This is a genomic window from Azospirillum sp. UENF 211521 (genome assembly GCF_058780535.1).
In genome coordinates, this window is record NZ_JBSNCF010000001.1 from 1,026,453 (window position 1) to 1,043,584 (window position 17,132).

Sequence of the window (17,132 nt, forward strand, 5' to 3'; positions counted from 1 at the left end):
TGTCTAAAATCCCCTACGCCCCTGGGGAGAGGGTTAGGGTGAGAGGGTTGCGCCTTTGCCGGACGTATCGCCACGCGCAACCCCCTCACCGGCCCTCTGGGCCACCCTCTCCCCAGAGGGGAGAGGGTTAAGAGGCCGACTGCACTGCCCTATGATGAGGGGGGTGATCACGCGCTCCCGACCTGGAAGGTCAGGACATGGTCCTCGTCCGGCCGCAGCGGCTCTCCGCCGAAGCCGATGAGCCCTCCGCCGGTCAGCTTGGTCGAATCGCGGCGCAACAGCAGGGATGGGGAGTCGCCGGTGCGAATGAAGGTGCCGTTGGTCGAATGGTCGGTCAGCAGGAAGCCGCCGCGGCTGAAGTCGATCACCGCGTGCTGGCGCGAGGTCCGGCGGGAGTGGATGCGCAGGCCGCAGTTCTCGTCGCGCCCCACCGTGATCCGCGCCAGCAGCGGAGTCAGAGTCGCCTCGGCGCCGCGTCCGGACAGGCGCAGGGACGGCAGGCCGCGCCCGCTGCCGGGGATCGATGTGGTGAAGGCGACGGTGGCGTTGTCCTCGGCCTCCGGCGCGGCATCGCCGTCGCGGATCTGGTGGACGCGCACCGGGGCAGCCTTTCCCTTCACCGCGACGCTGTTCAGAAGGCGGGCCCGCGTCCGCAGGGGCGGGGAGAGGCGGTCGACCAGATCGTCGGTCGCCAGGATTTCGCCGGGGCGGGCGATGGATTCCAGCCGGGCGGTGACGTTGCAGGCGTCGCCGTAGAGGTCGCCGGGGCCGGCGATCACCGGGCCGAAATGCAGCCCGGCGCGCAGGCGAAGCCCGAAATCGGCCTGCCGCTCCATCATGGCGAGCGCGGCGCGGGTGGCGCCGTCGCTCAGGGGGAAGCAGGCCAACAGCCCGTCGCCAAGGCTTTTCACCACCGTGCCGTCGTTCTCCCCGACGATCCGGCGCAGGCCCTCCAGCACGCGCTGGGTCAGCGCCGCCGCCTTGCGGTCGCCCGCCAACTCATAGAGCAGCGTGCTGTCGGCGATGTCCACGAAGAGGAGCGCGAGGGGCTTTTCCATAAATCCGCAGCAACCGGGGAGAGTGCGAGGAGGTTAGCATACCCTCGAACACCTGTCCCGGTTGCACAGCCTCAGTCCCTGAGCCCTGCGGGGAGAAGGGCGCCGGGTGATGAGGCCATCGTCAGAAGCGCTTGATCTCGATGTTGTACTTGCGCAGGGCGTAGCTCACCTGACGGGTCGTCATGCCGAGCAGGCGGGCGGCCTTGGCCTGCACCCAGCCGGTGCGCTCCATCGCCCAGAGCAGGCGGTCGCGCAGCGATCCCGACTCCGGCTCGTCCAGCGGCACCTCGGCGGCAGTCGGCGGAGCGGCGGCGGACGCCGTCGCGGGTGCGGGAGCCGCGGCGGCGGGCGCGCTCGGCTCGGGCAAGGGCAGCGGGATCAGGGGGACCGGAACCACCGGCTGGGCGGCGCCGCAGACCGGCGACGGACCGGCGGAACAGCCCGACGCGCAGGCCGGCCACGCACCGCCGGCGCCCGCCGGTTCCGGCACCGGGGCCGGCATGGCCGGAGCCTTTGGCGCGTTGGCCGGTGCCGGACCGCCGGGACGTCCCGGAGGAACGCGGTTGACAGCCCCCGGCCCCATGGACGGGGCGAGCCCGCCGACCGACGCGCCCAGCGTGCGGTACTGGAACAGCACCGAGGAGTTGCAGAGGTTGAGGCTGCAGGACAGGGACTCGGTGCGGATGATGCCGTCGCGCGACTGGGTGGCCGCGCGCTCGATACAGTTCTCCAACTCGCGCACGTTGCCGGGCCAAGTGCAGCGGTTCAGGATTTCCAGCGCCTCGTCCTCCATGACGAGAGCCATACCGTTGTCCTTGGCGAACTTCGCCACGAAATGGCGGGCCAGCGGGCCGATGTCCTGGCGGCGCTCGCGCAGCGGCGGCAGGTGGATGGTGACCACGTTGATGCGGAAATACAGGTCGGCGCGGAACTTGCCGTGGCCGACCGCTTCCTCCAGGTTCAGGTTGGTGGCGCAGATCAGGCGGACGTCGGTCTTGATGGTCTTGGACCCGCCGACCCGCTCGAACTCCTGCTCCTGCAGCACGCGCAGCAGCTTGGCCTGGAAGTTGGGGGAGATGTCGCCGATCTCGTCGAGGAACAGCGTGCCGCCCGACGCCAGCTCGAACCGGCCCTTGTGGTCCTTCTGCGCGCCGGTGAAGGCGCCCTTCTCATGGCCGAACAGCTCCGATTCCAGGAGCGATTCCGGCAGGGCGGCGCAGTTGACGCGGATGAAGGGGGCGTCCTTGCGCGGCGACATGTTGTGGATGGCCCGCGCGATCAGCTCCTTGCCGGTGCCGCTCTCGCCGCGGATCAGCACGGTGGACTTGAAGGGCGCCACCCGATGGACCTGGGCCATCACCTCCAGCATGTTGGGGCTGGTGCAGACCACGTCGTTGATCGGGGCGGCGATGGGGCGCAGTTCCTTCTGCATGCGGAAGGTCTCCCGCATCATGAAGCGGCGTTCCTCGGCCACGGTGCGGTGCAGCCGCACGGTCTGGCCGATCAGGTTGGCGACCATGGTCAGGAAGCGCACGTCGCTGCCGAAATGGCCCTGCGGCCCCTCGTCGGAAATGCGGTCGATGGTCAGCACGCCGACGACCACCCCCGCCGCCTTGATCGGCACGCCGACCAGCGAGGCCACCTGCTCGTCCAGGTCCTCGCGCCCGCCGGTGCGGTTCAGGAACAGCGGTTCCTCCGCCAGATTGGGGACGACGGCGGGCATGCCGGTCTTGAGGATGCGGCCGGTGATGCCTTCTCCGTCGCGGAATTCGATCTGCGCCGCGGCCTCGTTCGACAGGCCGTTCGCGGCCACGAGACGCAGCACATTGTCTTCGCCGACCAGATAGACGCGCCCGCGGTGCATCTGCAGCTGGTAGGCCAGCGCGCGAAGCACCTCGCGCAGGGTCTGCTGGAGGTCGAGAGAGGAACCGAGGATCTTGCTGACCTCATAGATGGTCAGCAGTTCCAGGTTCGACGTGGACTGGCGCATTGCACCCGGCATGATCGACACCCCCTGCTCAACCGGGACTCCGGACGTCGCGCATTGGCGCGCTCGTCGATGCGATCCCGGCACGGCGCCTTGAACCGTTCCTCCCGGGGTGGGGTGTGCGCTCGTTGCGGATCGGCGCCTTTGACCACCGGTGCGCCCGCCGCGCGTGCTTCCGTGACAAGCCGTTCGCGCTGCGGACTGTCGAAAGTTTCGGAAACTCTCGGTCGAAAGGCAAGCCCTTTTGCATATCAGTTGCTGCGGCGCACAATGACTTATGGCTGCGGCAGAACGGCGCAACCCTTGAGAAAACTGGAATTTCTACCGGAAAACAGTTAATAACTGACTGGTCAGTAATATTTTCTCCACCCTGGAGAGTCGCATGCCGGAGGATGATCCCGCCGCTCCGCGCTGGCGCCGCCGCAAGGAGGCGCGCCCCCGGGAGATCGTCGACGCGGCCCTGACCGTCTTCGGCGAGCGCGGTTTCGCGGCAACCCGGCTGGACGACGTCGCGGCGCAGGCGGGGGTCAGCAAGGGCACGCTCTACCTCTACTTCCCGAACAAGGAGGAGCTGTTCAAGGCGGTGGTCCGCGAGGCCATCCTGCCCAACCTGGACATGGCCGAACGCCTGCTGGCCGGGGCGCAGGGGCCGAGCTTCGCCCTGCTGGAAACGCTGCTGACGCTTTTCGCGACGCGCATCCTGAAGTCCCGTGCCGGGTCCATCCCCAAGCTGATCATCGCCGAGGCCGGCAATTTCCCCGACCTCGCCCGCTTCTATTACGACGAGGTGATCCGCCGCGCCTTCGCCCTGCTGGCGGCGGTGCTGGAACGGGGCATCGCGCGCGGGGAGTTCCGCCCGGTGGACGTCGACTCGACGGTCCGGCTGATCGTCGCGCCGATGCTGATGAGTGCGCTGTGGCGCTCCTCCTTCGAAGCGCTGGAGGGCCGCCCACCGGACGTGGCGGCGCTGCTGGCGGCCCATCTCGACGCGCTGCGCCGGACGCTCGCCCCGGAGGGAGGGCCATCACCATGAGCTGGATCGCCGAAACGCTGGCGGCGGCCCTGGCCGTCTTCGGTCTGGGCGGCGGGGACGCCGTGCCGTTGGCCCACGGCTATGCGGAGGGCGAGTATCTGCGCATCGCCGCCCCGGTGGCCGGGACGCTCGACACGCTGGCGGTGACGCGCGGCGGGCGGGTGGAGGCGGGCGCTCCGCTCTTCGCGCTCGACCGCACCAGCGCGCGGGCGGAGCGCGACCGGCTGACCGCCGCGCTCGCCCAGGCGCGGGCGCAGCTTGCCGATCTGCGGACCGGCCGGCGCCCCGACGAGCTGGCGGTGGTCGCCGCCCAGCGCGCGCAGGCCGAGGCCGCGCTGCGCTACTCCGAAGCGGAACTGGCACGGCAGCAAACGCTGGTGGCGCGCAAGGTCAGTTCCGACGACCGGCTGGACGCCGCCCGCGCCACCCGCGACCGCGACCGCGCGCGGTTGGAGGAGCTGACCGCGCAACTGGCCGTCTCCAACCTGCCGGCCCGGCCCGAGCAGATCCGCGCGGCCGAGGACGCCGTCGCCCAGGCCGAGGCGGCGCTGGCCCAGGCGGACAAACGCCTCGCCGAACTGGCCCCGCCCGCGCCCGAGGCGGCGCTGGTCGAGGACACGCTGTTCAATCCCGGGGAATGGGTGCCGGCGGGGGCCCCGGTGGTGTCGCTGCTGCCGCCGGGGAAGCGGAAGCTGGTGGTCTTCGTCCCGGAGCCGCTGATGGCCCGCGTCCGTCCGGGTGACCGCGTGACGGTGCGCTGCGACGGTTGCCCGCCCGGCTTGGCGGCGCGCGTGACCTATGTGGCGCCGCGGGTGGAATACACCCCGCCGGTGATCTACAGCGTCGGCAGCCGCGAGAAGCTGGTCTTCCGCGTCGAGGCGCGGCTGGAGGACGGGGCGGCGCTCAACCCCGGTTTGCCGGTGGACGTGGAACTGCCGCCATGACCGGAGACGCCGTCATCGACGTGCGCGGTCTGGTCAAGCGCTTCGGCGCCAAGACGGTGGTGGACGGCTTCTCCATCCGGGTGTCGCGCGGGCAGATCTACGGCTTCCTCGGGCCGAACGGGTCGGGCAAGACGACGACCATCCGCATGCTCTGCGGGCTGCTGACCCCCGACGCGGGGGAGGGGACCTGCCTCGGGCTCGACATCCGCCGCGAGAGCGCCGCCATCAAGCGCCAGGTCGGCTACATGACCCAGAAGTTCAGCTTCTGGGAGGATCTGAGCATCGCCGAGAATCTGGATTTCGTCGCCCGCATGTACGGGCTGCCGGACCGGCGGGCCAAGGTCGCGGCGGCGCTGGACCGGCTGGGGCTGGGCAACCGGCGGGCGCAACTGGCGGGGGAGCTGTCCGGCGGCTGGAAGCAGCGTCTGGCGCTGGCCGCCTGCATCCTGCACGAGCCGAAGCTGCTGCTGCTCGACGAGCCCACCGCCGGGGTGGACTCCAAGGCGCGGCGGGAGTTCTGGGACGAAATCCACCGGCTGGCCGCCGAGGGTCTGACCGTGCTGGTCAGCACCCATTACATGGACGAGGCGGAACGCTGCCACGCCATCGCCTACCTCGCCTATGGCCGGCTGATGACCCAGGGCAGCGTGGAGGAGGTGATCGCCAACTCGGGGCTGGTGACCTACGAGGTCGGCGCGCGGGGCGCGGGCAAGGCGGATATCGGAGGCGTCGTGGCGGCGTTGCGCGACCGTCCGGGGGTCGAGATGGTCGCCGCCTTCGGCGCCCGGCTGCATGTCAGCGGCGGCGACGGCGCGGCGCTGGAGGCGGCGCTGCGCCCCTGGTCCGGCGACCCGGGTCTGCTGGTGCGTCGGACGGAACCGACGCTGGAGGACGTCTTCATCCACCTGATGAACCGCAGCACGGACAACTTCGCATGACCGCGCCGGGGATTGAGGAAACCGGGCCGTCCCCGCGCCGTCGCAAAGGCCGGGGCGGGGACGGCGCGCGGTCATTCGACCGAGGCGGAGGTCACGCCGGTGTTCTTGTTCCAGCGCAGCGTCAGCTTGGCGATCTTGCAAAGATTCAGGTTCTGCCAGACCGCCGATTCGCCGTCGTCGTAGATCACCTTCATGTCCCACTTGCACGTCTTCTCGGCCGTGTCGAAGCTCAGTTCGAACTCTTCGCCATCGTCGAGAACGTCACGACCGAGAACGTCTTCATCCCATTTCTGGTTGTCGGACTCGCTGACATAGATGTGCTTCAGCGCATAGCCCGTTTTATTGAGGATGGTGAAATCCTGCTGCCCGGCCAGGGCGGCGCCATGAAACAGGAACAGGGCGGCCGCGGCGACGGCTCCCTTGGCAAGAATAGAGGTCATGGTATGTGTCCCGCATACGAGTTAATCCGTTTGGACATTGCTTGAGGCAATTTCAATATGTCAACGGGCCTCAAATCGCTCGCTACGGGACTGAAGTAAAGGGTTGTGTTTCATTTTTGAAATGCACGGTTCGGGAGGGTGTCGTGATGCGTTTGTCCTTCGCACGCTTCGTCGCGGTGATGGTGAAGGAGTTCATCCAGATGCGGCGCGACCGGCTGACCTTCGCCATGATGGTGGGGGTGCCGGTGCTGCAACTCGTGCTGTTCGGCTTCGCCATCAACTCCGATCCCAAGAGCCTGCCGACCGCCGTTCACGCCGCCGACTCCAGCCCCTTCGCGCGGACGCTGGTGTCGGCCATGGCGAATTCCGGCTATTTCGACGTGACGCGCGGCGCCGACAGCCCGGCGGAGCTGGACCGCCTGCTGGCGGAAGGGCGGGTGCAGTTCGCCGTCACCATCCCCGCCGGCTTCGCCCGCGACCTGCAGCGGGGCGAGCGGCCCGTGCTGCTGGTCGAGGCCGATGCGACCGACCCGGCGGCGACCAGCAACGCGCTGGCCGCCCTGACCACCATCGCCCGGCAGGCCCTGGACCCCGATCTGACCGGGCCGCTGGCCCCTCTGCGTTCCACCCCCGATCCGGTCGAGCTGCGGGTCCACCGCCGCTACAACCCGGAGGGCATCACTCAATACAATGTCGTGCCCGGCCTGATGGGCGTGGTCCTGACCATGACCATGGTGATGATGACCGCGCTGGCCGTCACCCGCGAGCGGGAGCGCGGGACGATGGAGAACCTGCTGGCCATGCCGGTCCGCCCGTTCGAGGTGATGCTGGGCAAGATCGTGCCCTTCATCCTGGTCGGCTACATCCAGGTCGTCATCATCGTGCTGGCCGCCCGGCTGCTGTTCGGCGTGCCCATCGTCGGCAGCCTGGCCCTGCTGTCCGCGGTGCTGGTGCTGTTCATCGCCGCCAATCTGGCGGTGGGATTCACCTTCTCCACCGTGGCGCGGAACCAGCTCCAGGCGATGCAGATGTCCTTCTTCTTCTTTCTGCCGTCGATGCTGCTCTCCGGCTTCATGTTCCCCTTCCGCGGCATGCCCGGCTGGGCGCAGGCGGTGGGGGAGATCCTGCCGCTGACCCATTTCCTGCGCATCGTCCGCGGCATCCTCCTGAAGGGCAACGGCCCGGCGGAAATCGCGGGGGAGGTGGCGGCGCTGCTGATTTTCCTGGTCGCGGTGACGGCCATCGCGCTGAAACGCTACCGGCAGACCTTGGACTGAGCAGTAAACGAGGACCGGACGGAGCCCGTCGTCATCGGCGCCCGGCGTCGGCGGCAAGTCGAAATCGGTTGTGACATGGGCGTGAGCCTCACCTTTCGTTAAGAAACATTGGCTCTAATCTTTCCCGATTGGCGGTCCGTGGGGGAAGATGATGCGGCGCTTGGCGATTGGCCCGATGGCCGGGATGTTCGCGGCGGTCCTGATCGCCGCCGCTTTGGCCGGCCCCGCCGAGGCCGGATCGCACAAGAAGAAGAAGCCCGCGCCGCCGGCCCCCAACTCCATCGCCTGGAGTCAGGTGAGCGGCCCCGCCCTGGGGCCGGCCCAGTCGATCGGCGGTTACGCCGCGGGCTGCATCACCGGCGCGCAGGCCCTGCCGGGGGAAGGCACCGGCTATCAGGTGATCCGGATGTCCCGCCAACGCTATTACGGCCATCCGGAACTGATCGATTATCTGAAGGGCTTTGGGCGCAAGGTGGCGGCGGCCGGGCTGGGGACCGCGCTGATCGGTGACATGGGGCAGGCACGCGGCGGTCCGATGAGCTTCGGCCACGCCAGCCACCAGATCGGGCTCGACGCCGACGTCTGGCTGCGGCTCGACCACCCGCCGATGGGCCGCAACGCGCGGGAAAGCCTGTCCGAGATCAAGTACGTCGATTACGGGCGCGTCCGCGTCACCGAGGACTGGTCGGAGCGGCAGGCCCAGCTCGTCCGCATCGCCGCCAGCGACCCGCGGGTGACCCGCATCTTCGTCAACCCGGCGATCAAGCTCGCCATGTGCCGCCATTCCTGGCCGGACCGCGCCTTCCTGCGCAAGCTGCGGCCCTGGCATGGCCACGACGGGCACATGCACATCCGGCTGGGCTGCCCGGCGGGAAGCCCGCAGTGCGAGGACCAGCGCGACATTCCCGACGGCGACGGCTGCGGCGACGAGGTCGCCTCCTGGCTCGGCTCCGTCTACCCGGTGGTGGAGAGGCACAACGGCAAGCCGCAGCCGCGCTACGTCAGCATGCCGCCCGCCTGCGCCCCGGTGCTGCGCGCCGCCGGGACGCGGGTCGCCGCCATGGACGATTCGCACGCCGAGAAGGCGTTACGGTAATGTGACGCAGGATTTTGCGCTTGCACGAACGGAAGGCCCGGATACTGTGAAAGCCGGAATGAATCCGTTCGCATCGCGGAAAAACCATGCCCGCCCTGCGAAGGAACCGGTCGTCCGGCGGTCCAGGCAACGGGGCAGGCGCGAAGGCGATGAGCGACAAGAGCGGACACGATCACGCGGGGGCTCCCCGCCTCACGCTCAAGACCCGCCTTCACGCATGGTGGGAGGGGTACGACCTCTCCGGCCTGAAGGGCCGGGGCGGCGAGGAGGACGGCAAGCCGCAGGCCGGCACCGCTCCGGCCCAGCCCGCCATCCGCGGCCATGGCCCCGGCGTGAACCGCTGGGGCAAGCCGCTGTGGAGCGCCAACCGGATCGAGGTGGCGGAGAAGCTGTGGGGCGAGGGCTTCAACACGCCCGGCGGCCATGACCACATCCCCTATCTGGTGAAGCCGCTCGGCCTGAACCCGGCGATGAGCGTTCTGGACCTGTCCGCCGGGCTGGGCGGCACCAGCCGCACCATGGCGAGCAAGTACGGCTGCTGGGTCACCGGCCTGGAGGCGTCGGAGCTTCTGGCGAAGGAGGGAATGATCCGCTCCTTCAAGGGGGGGCTGGAGAAAAAGGCCCCGATCGAAACCTACGATCCGGAGAACTTCAGCTATTCCAAGCGGGTGGACGCCATCGTCTACAAGGAGGGGATGTTCTCCGTCCAGGGCAAGGACCAGCTGTTCGACGGGATGGAGTTGGCCCTGAAGCCGCGCGGCCATCTCTTGATGACCGACTATGTGATCGACCCGTCGCTGGCCGGGGCCAAGGCCGTTCAGGTCTGGTGCGACAAGGAGCCGATGCAGCCGCATCTGTGGTCCAAGGACCAGATGGCCGCCGCCTTCGCCCAGCGGAACCTGGACCTGCGAATCGCCGAGGACATCACCGACACCCATCGTGGCCTGATCGTCAGCGCCATCCAGGGGCTGGTCGAGCATCTGGAGCGCCATCATCTGGACCATGAGACCAAGCTTGCGGTGATGGACGAGGTCGAGCTGTGGGTCCGCCGCGTGTCCGCCATCGAGGCGGGGATGCGGGTGTGCCGTTTCTACGCGCTGAAACCGGCGGAGTAGCGTCGAAACGGCCGTATTCTTCGGGAAACGCAACCGCCACGGGGGCCGTTGACAGCGGGGGTGCGCCGCACTATGGTGCGCGCCTTCGATCGAGCCGCCGACCGACCAGGATGAAGAACTATGAAGATCGTTAACTCTCTCAAGTCGATGAAGACGCGCCACAAGGCCTGCCGCGTGATCCGCCGCAAGGGCCGCGTCTACGTCATCAACAAGCAGAACCCGCGCTTCAAGGCCCGCCAGGGCTGAGATCGGCGGCCGGGTCCGCCCGGCCGACGAGTGCTGTGTTGTTGAACGCGACGCCGCGCCGTTCCCCTGGGACGGCGCGGCGTCGCGTTTTGCGTTTCCGCCATTTGTTTTGATTGAAAGACGCATCGATTCCGGACAGTTTCAAAACGCCTCTGCGACCCGGAGTTGATGGATGACCAGAAGTTTGGACCTGGGCTGCGGTCCCAATCCGAAGAACCCCTTCTCGGCGAGCGAACTGTTCGGACTCGACGTCGAGGAGCACTCCGCACCCAACATCCGGACCGCGGATCTGGCCGTGGATTCGCTCCCCTTCGAGGACGGCCACTTCGACTACGTCACCGCCTTCGACGTGATCGAGCATGTCCCGCGAATCGTCTACGCGCCGCACCGTCGCTACAGCTTCATCGCGCTGATGGACGAGATCCACCGCGTTCTGAAGCCGGACGGGCTCTTCTATGCGCAGACCCCCGCCTACCCGCACGCCGAGGCGTTCCAGGACCCCACCCACGTCAACATCATCACCGAGAACACCTTCGCCCTCTACTTCGACGACCAGCACCGTTGGGCGGCCAACTACGGCTTCCGCGGGGCCTTCCGTGTCCTGTCGCAGGAGTGGCGCGGCTTCCACCTGCTGTCGACGCTTCAGAAGGTGCCCGCTCCGGCCTGACCGGGGGCGGGCGTCAAAAGGGGGGCTGGTGCCGGCGCGGCTTCGATGCTACCTCTGAAACAGGAACGCCGCAGGAACAATCCGGGCGACCGACACGAGGGGAGGAAGGCCGGCCATGCGGATGCCCGCGCCCGACGACGGCGTCATCGCGCGCCGACGCGAAATCATCGCAGCGCTGCGGGCCATCGTGCCCGGCGAGGGGGTGATCGCCGACGAAAGCGAACTGCGCGCCTATGAATGCGACGGGCTGACCGCCTACCGCCAACTTCCCATGGTCGTGGTGCTCCCCAGCACGACGGAGCAGGTGAGCCAAGTGCTCAGAACCTGCAAGGCGATGGGGGTGAAGGTGGTGCCGCGCGGCGCCGGCACGTCCTTGTCGGGCGGGGCCCTGCCGCTGGCCGACGGCGTGCTCCTGGGGATGGGCAAGTTCAACCGCATCCTCGACATCGACGTCGCCAACCGCTGCGTGGTGACGCAGCCGGGGGTGACCAACCTCGGCATCTCCAACGCGGTGGCGCACGAGGGCTTCTATTACGCGCCCGACCCCTCCAGCCAGATCGCCTGCACCATCGGAGGCAACATCGCCGAGAATTCCGGCGGGGTGCATTGCCTGAAATACGGGCTGACCACCAACAACGTGCTGGGGCTGGAGATGGTGCTGATGGACGGCACCATCCTGCGGCTGGGCGGCAAGCATCTCGACGCCGGCGGCTACGACCTGATGGGCGTCGTCACCGGCTCCGAAGGGCTGCTGGGGGTGGTGACCGAGGTCACGGTGCGCATCCTCAAGAAGCCGGCCACCGCCCGCGCGGTGCTGATCGGCTTCCCGACCAGCGAGCAGGGCGGCGACTGCGTGGCCGCCATCATCGCCGCGGGCATCATCCCCGGCGGCATGGAGATGATGGACCGGCCGGCCATCCACGCCGCGGAGGATTTCGTCCACGCCGGCTACCCGCTGGACGTCGAGGCCCTGCTGATCGTCGAACTGGACGGCCCGGCGGCGGAGGTCGACCACCTGATCGACGAGGTGGCGGAGATCGCACGGTCCAAGGGCTGCTGCTACTCCCGGGTCTCGACCTCGGAGGAGGAGCGGCTGTCCTTCTGGGCGGGGCGCAAGGCGGCCTTCCCGGCGGTGGGGCGCATCAGCCCCGACTATTACTGCATGGACGGCACCATCCCGCGCAAGGCGCTGCCCCTGGTGCTGCACCGCATGCAGGAGATGTCCGACCGCTACGCCCTGCGGGTCGCCAACGTCTTCCATGCGGGCGACGGCAACCTGCACCCGCTGATCCTCTACGACGCCAACAAGCCGGGCGAGCTGGAGCGGGCGGAGGCCTTCGGCAATGACATCCTGCGCCTGTGCGTCGAGGTCGGCGGCGTGCTGACCGGCGAGCATGGCGTGGGGGTGGAGAAGCGCGACCTGATGACCGACCAGTTCGACGAGGTCGATCTCGACCAGCAGCAGCGCATCAAATGCGCCTTCGACCCCGACGGGCTGCTGAACCCCGGAAAGGTCTTCCCCAAGCTGCACCGCTGCGCCGAGTTGGGCCGCGTGCACATCCACAAGGGGGAACTGCGCTTCCCCGACATTCCTCGATTCTGAGCCCCCATTCTGAGGCCACCCGCATGACCGTGACCACCGTCAAGCCCGAACTCGGCAGCCCAGGCCGCCGACGCCGTGCGCTGGGCCTTATCGGAAGGAACGCCGCTGGACGTCGCCGGTTCTGGGTCCAAGCGCGGCCTCGGGCGCCCGATCCAGACCGTCTGCACCCTCGACCTCTCCGGCCTGTCCGGAGTCGTCGCCTACGAGGCGGAGGAACTGGTGCTGACCGCCAGGGCCGGCACGTCGATGGCCGCGATCCTGCCGATGCTGGCGGAGCGGCGGCAGCAGCTCGCCTTCGAGCCGCAGGACCTCGGGCCGCTGTTCGGGCGGCCGGAGGGGCAGGGGACGCTGGGTGGGGTGATATCCTGCGGGTTGACCGGGCCAAGGCGCATCAGCGCCGGCTCCGCCCGTGACCACACGCTGGGCATCGAGGGGGTGAACGGGCGCGGCGACCTCTACAAGGGTGGCGGCAAGGTGGTGAAGAACGTCACCGGCTACGACGTGCCCAAGCTGATGGCGGGGTCCTTCGGCACGCTGACCGTCCTGACCGAACTGACGGTGAAGGTCCTGCCGGCGCCGGAGGACATGAGGACGCTTCTGCTGGCCGGTCGCGAGGATGCCGCAGCCGTCGCGGCGCTGACCGCGGCGCTGCAGAGCCCCTACGACGTGTCCGGCGCCGCCCATCTGCCGGCCGCGGTGGCGGCGCGGTCCCATGTGCGGGCGGTCGCCGCGGCGGGCGGGGCGGTCACGCTGGTGCGGGTGGAGGGTTTCGGCCCGTCCGTCACCGCCCGCGTCGCCGCGCTGAAGGAGGAGTTGGGCGCCGACGCCGTGCTGGACCAGGACGAGTCGCGGGCGGTGTGGAAGGAGGTTCGGGACGTGGCGTACTTTTGCCCCTCCCCTGCGTCAGCGGGGGAGGGCCAGGGTGGGGGCGATGACTCCCGCCACGTCTGGAAAATCTCCGTCCAGCCTTCCGAAGGGCCGCGCGTGGCGGAGTCGATCCGCTGGGCGCTGGACGCGGAATTGTACTTCGACTGGGGCGGCGGGCTGATCTGGGCGGCGGTGGCGCCGACCCCGGACTCCGCGACGGCCATTCGTGGCGCCTTGGGCACCGCCGGCCACGCGACGCTGGTGCGCGCCCCCGAGGACGTGCGGGCCACCACGGAGGTCTTCCATCCGCTGGCCGAGCCGGTGATGGCGCTGAGCCGCCGGGTGAAGGAGAGCTTCGATCCCTGCGGCATCCTGAACCCCGGCCGCATGTACGCGGGAGTGTAGGCATCCATGCAGACGAACTTCACGCTGACCCAGCTCGCCAACGCCGATTACCGGGATTCGGAAGCGATCCTGCGCAAGTGCGTCCATTGCGGCTTCTGCACGGCGACCTGCCCGACCTACGTCCTGCTGGGCGACGAGCTGGACAGCCCGCGCGGCCGCATCTACCAGATCAAGGACATGCTGGAGAAGGGCGGTCCGCCCACCGAGCACCAGGTCAAGCACATCGACCGCTGCCTCTCCTGCCTGTCCTGCATGACGACCTGCCCATCGGGCGTCAATTACATGCATCTGGTCGATCACGCCCGCGCCCATGTCGAGGCGACCCACGCCCGTCCGCCCGCCGACCGGGCCGTCCGCGATCTGCTGGCCCGCGTGCTGCCCAACCCGCGGCTGTTCCGTCTGGCCCTGATTGCCGCCTGGTTCGGCAAGCCCTTCGCCGGGCTGCTGCCGGGACGGCTGGGCGCGCTGCTGGCGCTGGCCCCGAAATCGGTGCCGGGGCCGAGCCACAGCGACCGTCCGGGCACCCACCCGGCGGTCGGGCCGCGCCGCAAGCGCGCCGCCCTGCTGGTCGGCTGCGCCCAGCAGGTGCTGGCCCCGCAGATCAACGAGGCGACCATCCGCCTGCTGAACCGCCACGGGGTCGAGGTGGTGGTGGCCAAGGGCGCCGACTGTTGCGGCGCCCTGACCCATCACATGGGCAAGACCGACCTCAGCGACGCCGCGGCGCGGAAGACCATCGACGCCTGGATCGCCGAGATGGACGGTGAGGGGCTGGACGCCATCATCGTCAACACCTCGGGCTGCGGCACCACGGTGAAGGACTACGCCTTCCAGTTCAGCGAGGACGCGGAATACGCGCCCAAGGCCCTGCGCGTGGCGGCCATCGCCCGCGACGTGACGGAGTTCCTGGCGGAGATCGGCCTGTCCGCCCCGGTGATCGAGACCGGGCAGACCATCGCCTACCACTCCGCCTGCTCCATGCAGCACGGCCAGCGCATCAAGGACCCGCCGCGCCATCTGCTACGCGGTGCCGGCTTCGAGGTGAAGGAGATCCCGGAGGCGCATCTCTGCTGCGGCTCCGCCGGCACCTACAACATGCTCCAGCCGGAGATCGCCGTTCAGTTGCGCGACCGCAAGGTCCGCAACATCGAAAACACCAAGGCCGCCGCCATCGCCGCCGGCAACCTCGGCTGCATCACCCAGATCGCCACCGGCACCGGGTTGCCCGTCATTCACACGGTGGAACTGCTCGACTGGGCGACCGGCGGGCCGAAACCCAACTCGCTGAGGGACAGCCCGGCCTTCGCCGGACCGGACCGCGCGCCGGGTGCTGCGGTGCGCGCCGCGGAGTAGGTCGGCCATATCCCATCTCCCCTCCGGGGAGAGGGTTAGGGTGAGGGGGTTGTGCTTGTGCCGGATGTACCGCCATGCGCAACCCCCTCACCGGCCCTTCGGGCCACCCTCTCCCCAGAGGGGAGAGGGCTATTTTGGCTCATCCGGCCTCCTTGCGAGGGGACCCACCGACCCACTTGGACTTTTCGCGGCGTATGGCTAGGTTGGCGCCAACGGGACGATGAGGCGCTCAGTGGACAGCGGGTTTAAGGACGACAGCGACGGCGGTTACGGGATCGGGCGGCGGCTGTCGGCCTGGGGTGTGCACGCCTTCACCGGCAGCGGCGTCGTGCTGGGGCTGTTGGCGCTGCTCGCAGCGGTCAACGGCGAGGCCAAGGCGTGCCTCGGCTGGCTGGGGCTGGCGCTGGTCGTCGACGGGGTGGACGGCACGCTGGCCCGCCGCGCCTCGGTGAAGGAGGTGCTGCCGGGCATCGACGGGTCGGCGCTCGACCTCGTGATCGACTATCTGACCTACGTCGTCGTCCCGGCGGTCTTCCTCTACCGCTTCGGCCTGCTGCCCGACGGGTTCGGCGTGGCGCTGGCCGCCTTCATCATGATGACGTCGCTCTACTGCTTCTCGAACACCGGGATGAAGAGCGGCGACAACTACTTCGTCGGCTTCCCGGCGATCTGGAACGTGGTCGCCCTTTATCTGTGGCTCCTGGCGCTCGACCCGTGGATCAACACCGCCGTGGTGCTGGTCCTCGGCCTGCTGACCTTCACGACGGTCAAGTTCCTGCATCCCTTCCGGGTGCGCCGCTGGATGCGCCTGAATCTTCTGGTCAGCGGCGCGTGGCTGGCCTCCAGCGCGGCGCTGGTGGTCCTCTATCCGGACCGTCCCGACGCCGTCTGGTACGTCTGGCTGGCCAGCAGCGCCTATTACGCGGCGGTCTGCCTGTGGCGGACACTGAGCGGCCCGGCTGCGGCGTAAAACGCCTCAGGGCTTCTCGGGAGCGGTCTCCCGGTTGATGTCGTCCTTGGTGTCGCGGGCCTTCTGCTGAATTGCCGCGCCGGCGTCCTGCATCATCCGGCCGGCCTCGGCGCCGATGCCCTTGGCGGCTTCGCCCACGCGCTCGGCGGTCTGGTCCACCGCGCGCCCGATCTCCTGGCCGGTCTTCTCCGCCGACTGCTGGTCGTCGCAGGCGGCCAGCAGCGGCAGGGCCATGAGGGGAAGGGCAAGGACGGCGGTGCGAATCCCGTTACGACGAGCCATGGGATGGTCTCCACAGTTGATCCATGGAGGCGTAACGGCTCACGGGGGTGTTTGGTGCCCGCCTTCCCTCAAAAGCGGGCCCTCCATCAGAGCGGGCCCTCCATCAAAAGCGGTAGGAGGCGGTGATCGCGACGACCGGCCAGAAGCGGGCGGCACGGATCGAATCCTCGACCTCGCGGCGCTGGTCCTCCAGAACGGCGGCGATGGCCGGCGTGGTCGCCACGCCCGGGGCGCTCAGGCTGACCCGCGGCTTGCCCTGGAACAGCACGCCCAGATCCAGCCCGACGCTGAAGTTGGGGCTGAACACCGTGCCGTTGTAGCCGATGCCGGCATAGGGGGCGACGCGGTCGAAGGTCGCCTTGCCGGTCAGTTCCCCGGCCTGCTGGGGCGTGACCACCACCCCGCCGAAGCTGCGCGGGCCGGACAGCGTGCCGGTCAGGTCGGCCTTGTTGTAGTTGAGGCGGGCGCCGCCGCTGATGCGGAAGCCGGTGCCGGCCACCGGATAGACGTCGAGCACCGCGCCGAAGCTGCGCAGCTTGACGTCCAGGTCGTAATCGACGCCGGAAATGCCGCGGTCGGTGCTGAAGGTGAACATGTTGCCGCCCAGGCGCAGGCCGAACAGCGGATTCACCCGGTAGCCGGCTTCCAGCCCCAGACCCAGCGTGCTGGCCTGCGCGCCGACATGGAAGGGGGACTCGACCGGACCATCCATGGTCTGGGCGGTCGCGGCGGAGGCTCCGGCAACAGCGAGGGCGAAGGCGAGAAGGGCGGTGGTGCGCATGCGGCGTTTCCCCTGGGACGTCTCGATCGAACGGGGAACGCGGACCAACCGCAAAAGTTGCGGCCGGCGT

General features: G+C 68.9%; 17 protein-coding genes. 12 read left to right on the forward strand and 5 right to left on the reverse strand.

The features are described 5' to 3' along the window. Window positions 1-167: 167 nt before the first annotated feature. The gene (locus tag ACWPN5_RS04760; RefSeq protein WP_145689089.1) at window positions 168-1,058 is read right to left on the reverse strand and encodes an adenylate/guanylate cyclase domain-containing protein; all 891 of its coding nucleotides are present in this window, start codon (window positions 1,056-1,058) and stop codon (window positions 168-170) included. Window positions 1,059-1,179: 121 nt separating this feature from the next. Next, on the reverse strand, window positions 1,180-3,060 hold the full coding sequence (nifA, locus tag ACWPN5_RS04765) for a nif-specific transcriptional activator NifA (RefSeq protein WP_200477602.1): 1,881 nt from the start codon (window positions 3,058-3,060) through the stop codon (window positions 1,180-1,182). Window positions 3,061-3,427: 367 nt separating this feature from the next. Between nifA and ACWPN5_RS04770 the strand changes: the two genes are divergently transcribed. From ACWPN5_RS04770 to ACWPN5_RS04780, 3 genes are read left to right on the forward strand one after another with little or no spacing between them, the layout of a single operon-like run. Beyond that, the gene (locus ACWPN5_RS04770) at window positions 3,428-4,078 is read left to right on the forward strand and encodes a TetR/AcrR family transcriptional regulator (RefSeq protein WP_145689091.1); all 651 of its coding nucleotides are present in this window, start codon (window positions 3,428-3,430) and stop codon (window positions 4,076-4,078) included. After that, window positions 4,075-5,022: an HlyD family secretion protein gene (locus ACWPN5_RS04775; protein ID WP_492294520.1), complete on the forward strand. Its 948-nt coding sequence runs from the start codon at window positions 4,075-4,077 to the stop codon at window positions 5,020-5,022. Before ACWPN5_RS04770 ends, ACWPN5_RS04775 begins: the two co-directional genes overlap by 4 nt. Continuing rightward, window positions 5,019-5,960: an ABC transporter ATP-binding protein gene (locus ACWPN5_RS04780; protein ID WP_492294522.1), complete on the forward strand. Its 942-nt coding sequence runs from the start codon at window positions 5,019-5,021 to the stop codon at window positions 5,958-5,960. The genes ACWPN5_RS04775 and ACWPN5_RS04780 overlap by 4 nt, the downstream gene beginning before the upstream one ends. 71 nt (window positions 5,961-6,031) lie before the next feature. Here ACWPN5_RS04780 and ACWPN5_RS04785 read toward each other — a convergent pair whose 3' ends face one another. Further along, window positions 6,032-6,400 (reverse strand): hypothetical protein, encoded by a 369-nt coding sequence (locus ACWPN5_RS04785; protein ID WP_145679097.1) that lies wholly within the window; start codon window positions 6,398-6,400, stop codon window positions 6,032-6,034. Window positions 6,401-6,546: 146 nt separating this feature from the next. Between ACWPN5_RS04785 and ACWPN5_RS04790 the strand changes: the two genes are divergently transcribed. From ACWPN5_RS04790 to pcsA, 9 genes are all read left to right on the forward strand, one after another. Next, complete coding sequence (locus tag ACWPN5_RS04790) at window positions 6,547-7,677, forward strand: ABC transporter permease (RefSeq protein WP_211111456.1); 1,131 nt, start codon at window positions 6,547-6,549, stop codon at window positions 7,675-7,677. A 175-nt stretch (window positions 7,678-7,852) separates the two neighbouring features. Beyond that, window positions 7,853-8,773: a penicillin-insensitive murein endopeptidase gene (gene mepA, locus ACWPN5_RS04795; protein WP_247888749.1), complete on the forward strand. Its 921-nt coding sequence runs from the start codon at window positions 7,853-7,855 to the stop codon at window positions 8,771-8,773. Between the two features lie 149 nt (window positions 8,774-8,922). After that, a complete protein-coding gene (locus ACWPN5_RS04800) occupies window positions 8,923-9,888 on the forward strand; it encodes an SAM-dependent methyltransferase (protein ID WP_200477606.1) in 966 nt (321 codons plus the stop codon). Between the two features lie 120 nt (window positions 9,889-10,008). Continuing rightward, window positions 10,009-10,134 (forward strand): type B 50S ribosomal protein L36, encoded by a 126-nt coding sequence (gene ykgO, locus ACWPN5_RS04805; RefSeq protein WP_012973122.1) that lies wholly within the window; start codon window positions 10,009-10,011, stop codon window positions 10,132-10,134. Between the two features lie 172 nt (window positions 10,135-10,306). Further along, window positions 10,307-10,801, forward strand: coding sequence for a methyltransferase domain-containing protein (locus tag ACWPN5_RS04810; protein WP_145689097.1), 495 nt, complete (start codon window positions 10,307-10,309; stop codon window positions 10,799-10,801). Between the two features lie 115 nt (window positions 10,802-10,916). Next, window positions 10,917-12,404 (forward strand): FAD-linked oxidase C-terminal domain-containing protein, encoded by a 1,488-nt coding sequence (locus tag ACWPN5_RS04815; protein WP_492294526.1) that lies wholly within the window; start codon window positions 10,917-10,919, stop codon window positions 12,402-12,404. 75 nt (window positions 12,405-12,479) lie between these two features. Beyond that, window positions 12,480-13,676, forward strand: a complete 1,197-nt coding sequence (gene glcE, locus ACWPN5_RS04820) for a glycolate oxidase subunit GlcE (RefSeq protein ID WP_492294528.1) — start codon at window positions 12,480-12,482, stop codon at window positions 13,674-13,676. A 6-nt stretch (window positions 13,677-13,682) separates the two neighbouring features. Beyond that, window positions 13,683-15,029: a glycolate oxidase subunit GlcF gene (gene glcF / locus ACWPN5_RS04825; RefSeq protein ID WP_492294530.1), complete on the forward strand. Its 1,347-nt coding sequence runs from the start codon at window positions 13,683-13,685 to the stop codon at window positions 15,027-15,029. Between the two features lie 232 nt (window positions 15,030-15,261). Then, entirely contained in the window at window positions 15,262-15,999 is a 738-nt protein-coding gene (gene pcsA / locus ACWPN5_RS04830) for a phosphatidylcholine synthase (RefSeq protein ID WP_492294532.1), read from the forward strand. Between the two features lie 6 nt (window positions 16,000-16,005). On the opposite strand, the gene ACWPN5_RS04835 is transcribed toward pcsA, so the two are convergent. Together ACWPN5_RS04835 and ACWPN5_RS04840 are read right to left on the reverse strand one after the other, a co-directional pair. Next, a complete protein-coding gene (locus tag ACWPN5_RS04835) occupies window positions 16,006-16,281 on the reverse strand; it encodes a hypothetical protein (RefSeq protein WP_492294534.1) in 276 nt (91 codons plus the stop codon). 103 nt (window positions 16,282-16,384) lie between these two features. After that, the gene (locus ACWPN5_RS04840; protein WP_200477287.1) at window positions 16,385-17,062 is read right to left on the reverse strand and encodes a hypothetical protein; all 678 of its coding nucleotides are present in this window, start codon (window positions 17,060-17,062) and stop codon (window positions 16,385-16,387) included. Between the last annotated feature and the right edge of the window lie 70 nt (window positions 17,063-17,132).

What these genes read in the sequence shown, in the direction of transcription:
- ACWPN5_RS04760 (WP_145689089.1), bottom strand. Translation starts at nt 1,058, where the DNA reads ATGGAAAAGCCCCTCGCGCTCCTCTTCGTGGACATCGCCGACAGCACG.
- nifA (WP_200477602.1), bottom strand. Translation starts at nt 3,060, where the DNA reads ATGCCGGGTGCAATGCGCCAGTCCACGTCGAACCTGGAACTGCTGACC.
- ACWPN5_RS04770 (WP_145689091.1), top strand. Translation starts at nt 3,428, where the DNA reads ATGCCGGAGGATGATCCCGCCGCTCCGCGCTGGCGCCGCCGCAAGGAG.
- ACWPN5_RS04775 (WP_492294520.1), top strand. Translation starts at nt 4,075, where the DNA reads ATGAGCTGGATCGCCGAAACGCTGGCGGCGGCCCTGGCCGTCTTCGGT.
- ACWPN5_RS04780 (WP_492294522.1), top strand. Translation starts at nt 5,019, where the DNA reads ATGACCGGAGACGCCGTCATCGACGTGCGCGGTCTGGTCAAGCGCTTC.
- ACWPN5_RS04785 (WP_145679097.1), bottom strand. Translation starts at nt 6,400, where the DNA reads ATGACCTCTATTCTTGCCAAGGGAGCCGTCGCCGCGGCCGCCCTGTTC.
- ACWPN5_RS04790 (WP_211111456.1), top strand. Translation starts at nt 6,547, where the DNA reads ATGCGTTTGTCCTTCGCACGCTTCGTCGCGGTGATGGTGAAGGAGTTC.
- mepA (WP_247888749.1), top strand. Translation starts at nt 7,853, where the DNA reads ATGGCCGGGATGTTCGCGGCGGTCCTGATCGCCGCCGCTTTGGCCGGC.
- ACWPN5_RS04800 (WP_200477606.1), top strand. Translation starts at nt 8,923, where the DNA reads ATGAGCGACAAGAGCGGACACGATCACGCGGGGGCTCCCCGCCTCACG.
- ykgO (WP_012973122.1), top strand. Translation starts at nt 10,009, where the DNA reads ATGAAGATCGTTAACTCTCTCAAGTCGATGAAGACGCGCCACAAGGCC.
- ACWPN5_RS04810 (WP_145689097.1), top strand. Translation starts at nt 10,307, where the DNA reads ATGACCAGAAGTTTGGACCTGGGCTGCGGTCCCAATCCGAAGAACCCC.
- ACWPN5_RS04815 (WP_492294526.1), top strand. Translation starts at nt 10,917, where the DNA reads ATGCGGATGCCCGCGCCCGACGACGGCGTCATCGCGCGCCGACGCGAA.
- glcF (WP_492294530.1), top strand. Translation starts at nt 13,683, where the DNA reads ATGCAGACGAACTTCACGCTGACCCAGCTCGCCAACGCCGATTACCGG.
- ACWPN5_RS04835 (WP_492294534.1), bottom strand. Translation starts at nt 16,281, where the DNA reads ATGGCTCGTCGTAACGGGATTCGCACCGCCGTCCTTGCCCTTCCCCTC.
- ACWPN5_RS04840 (WP_200477287.1), bottom strand. Translation starts at nt 17,062, where the DNA reads ATGCGCACCACCGCCCTTCTCGCCTTCGCCCTCGCTGTTGCCGGAGCC.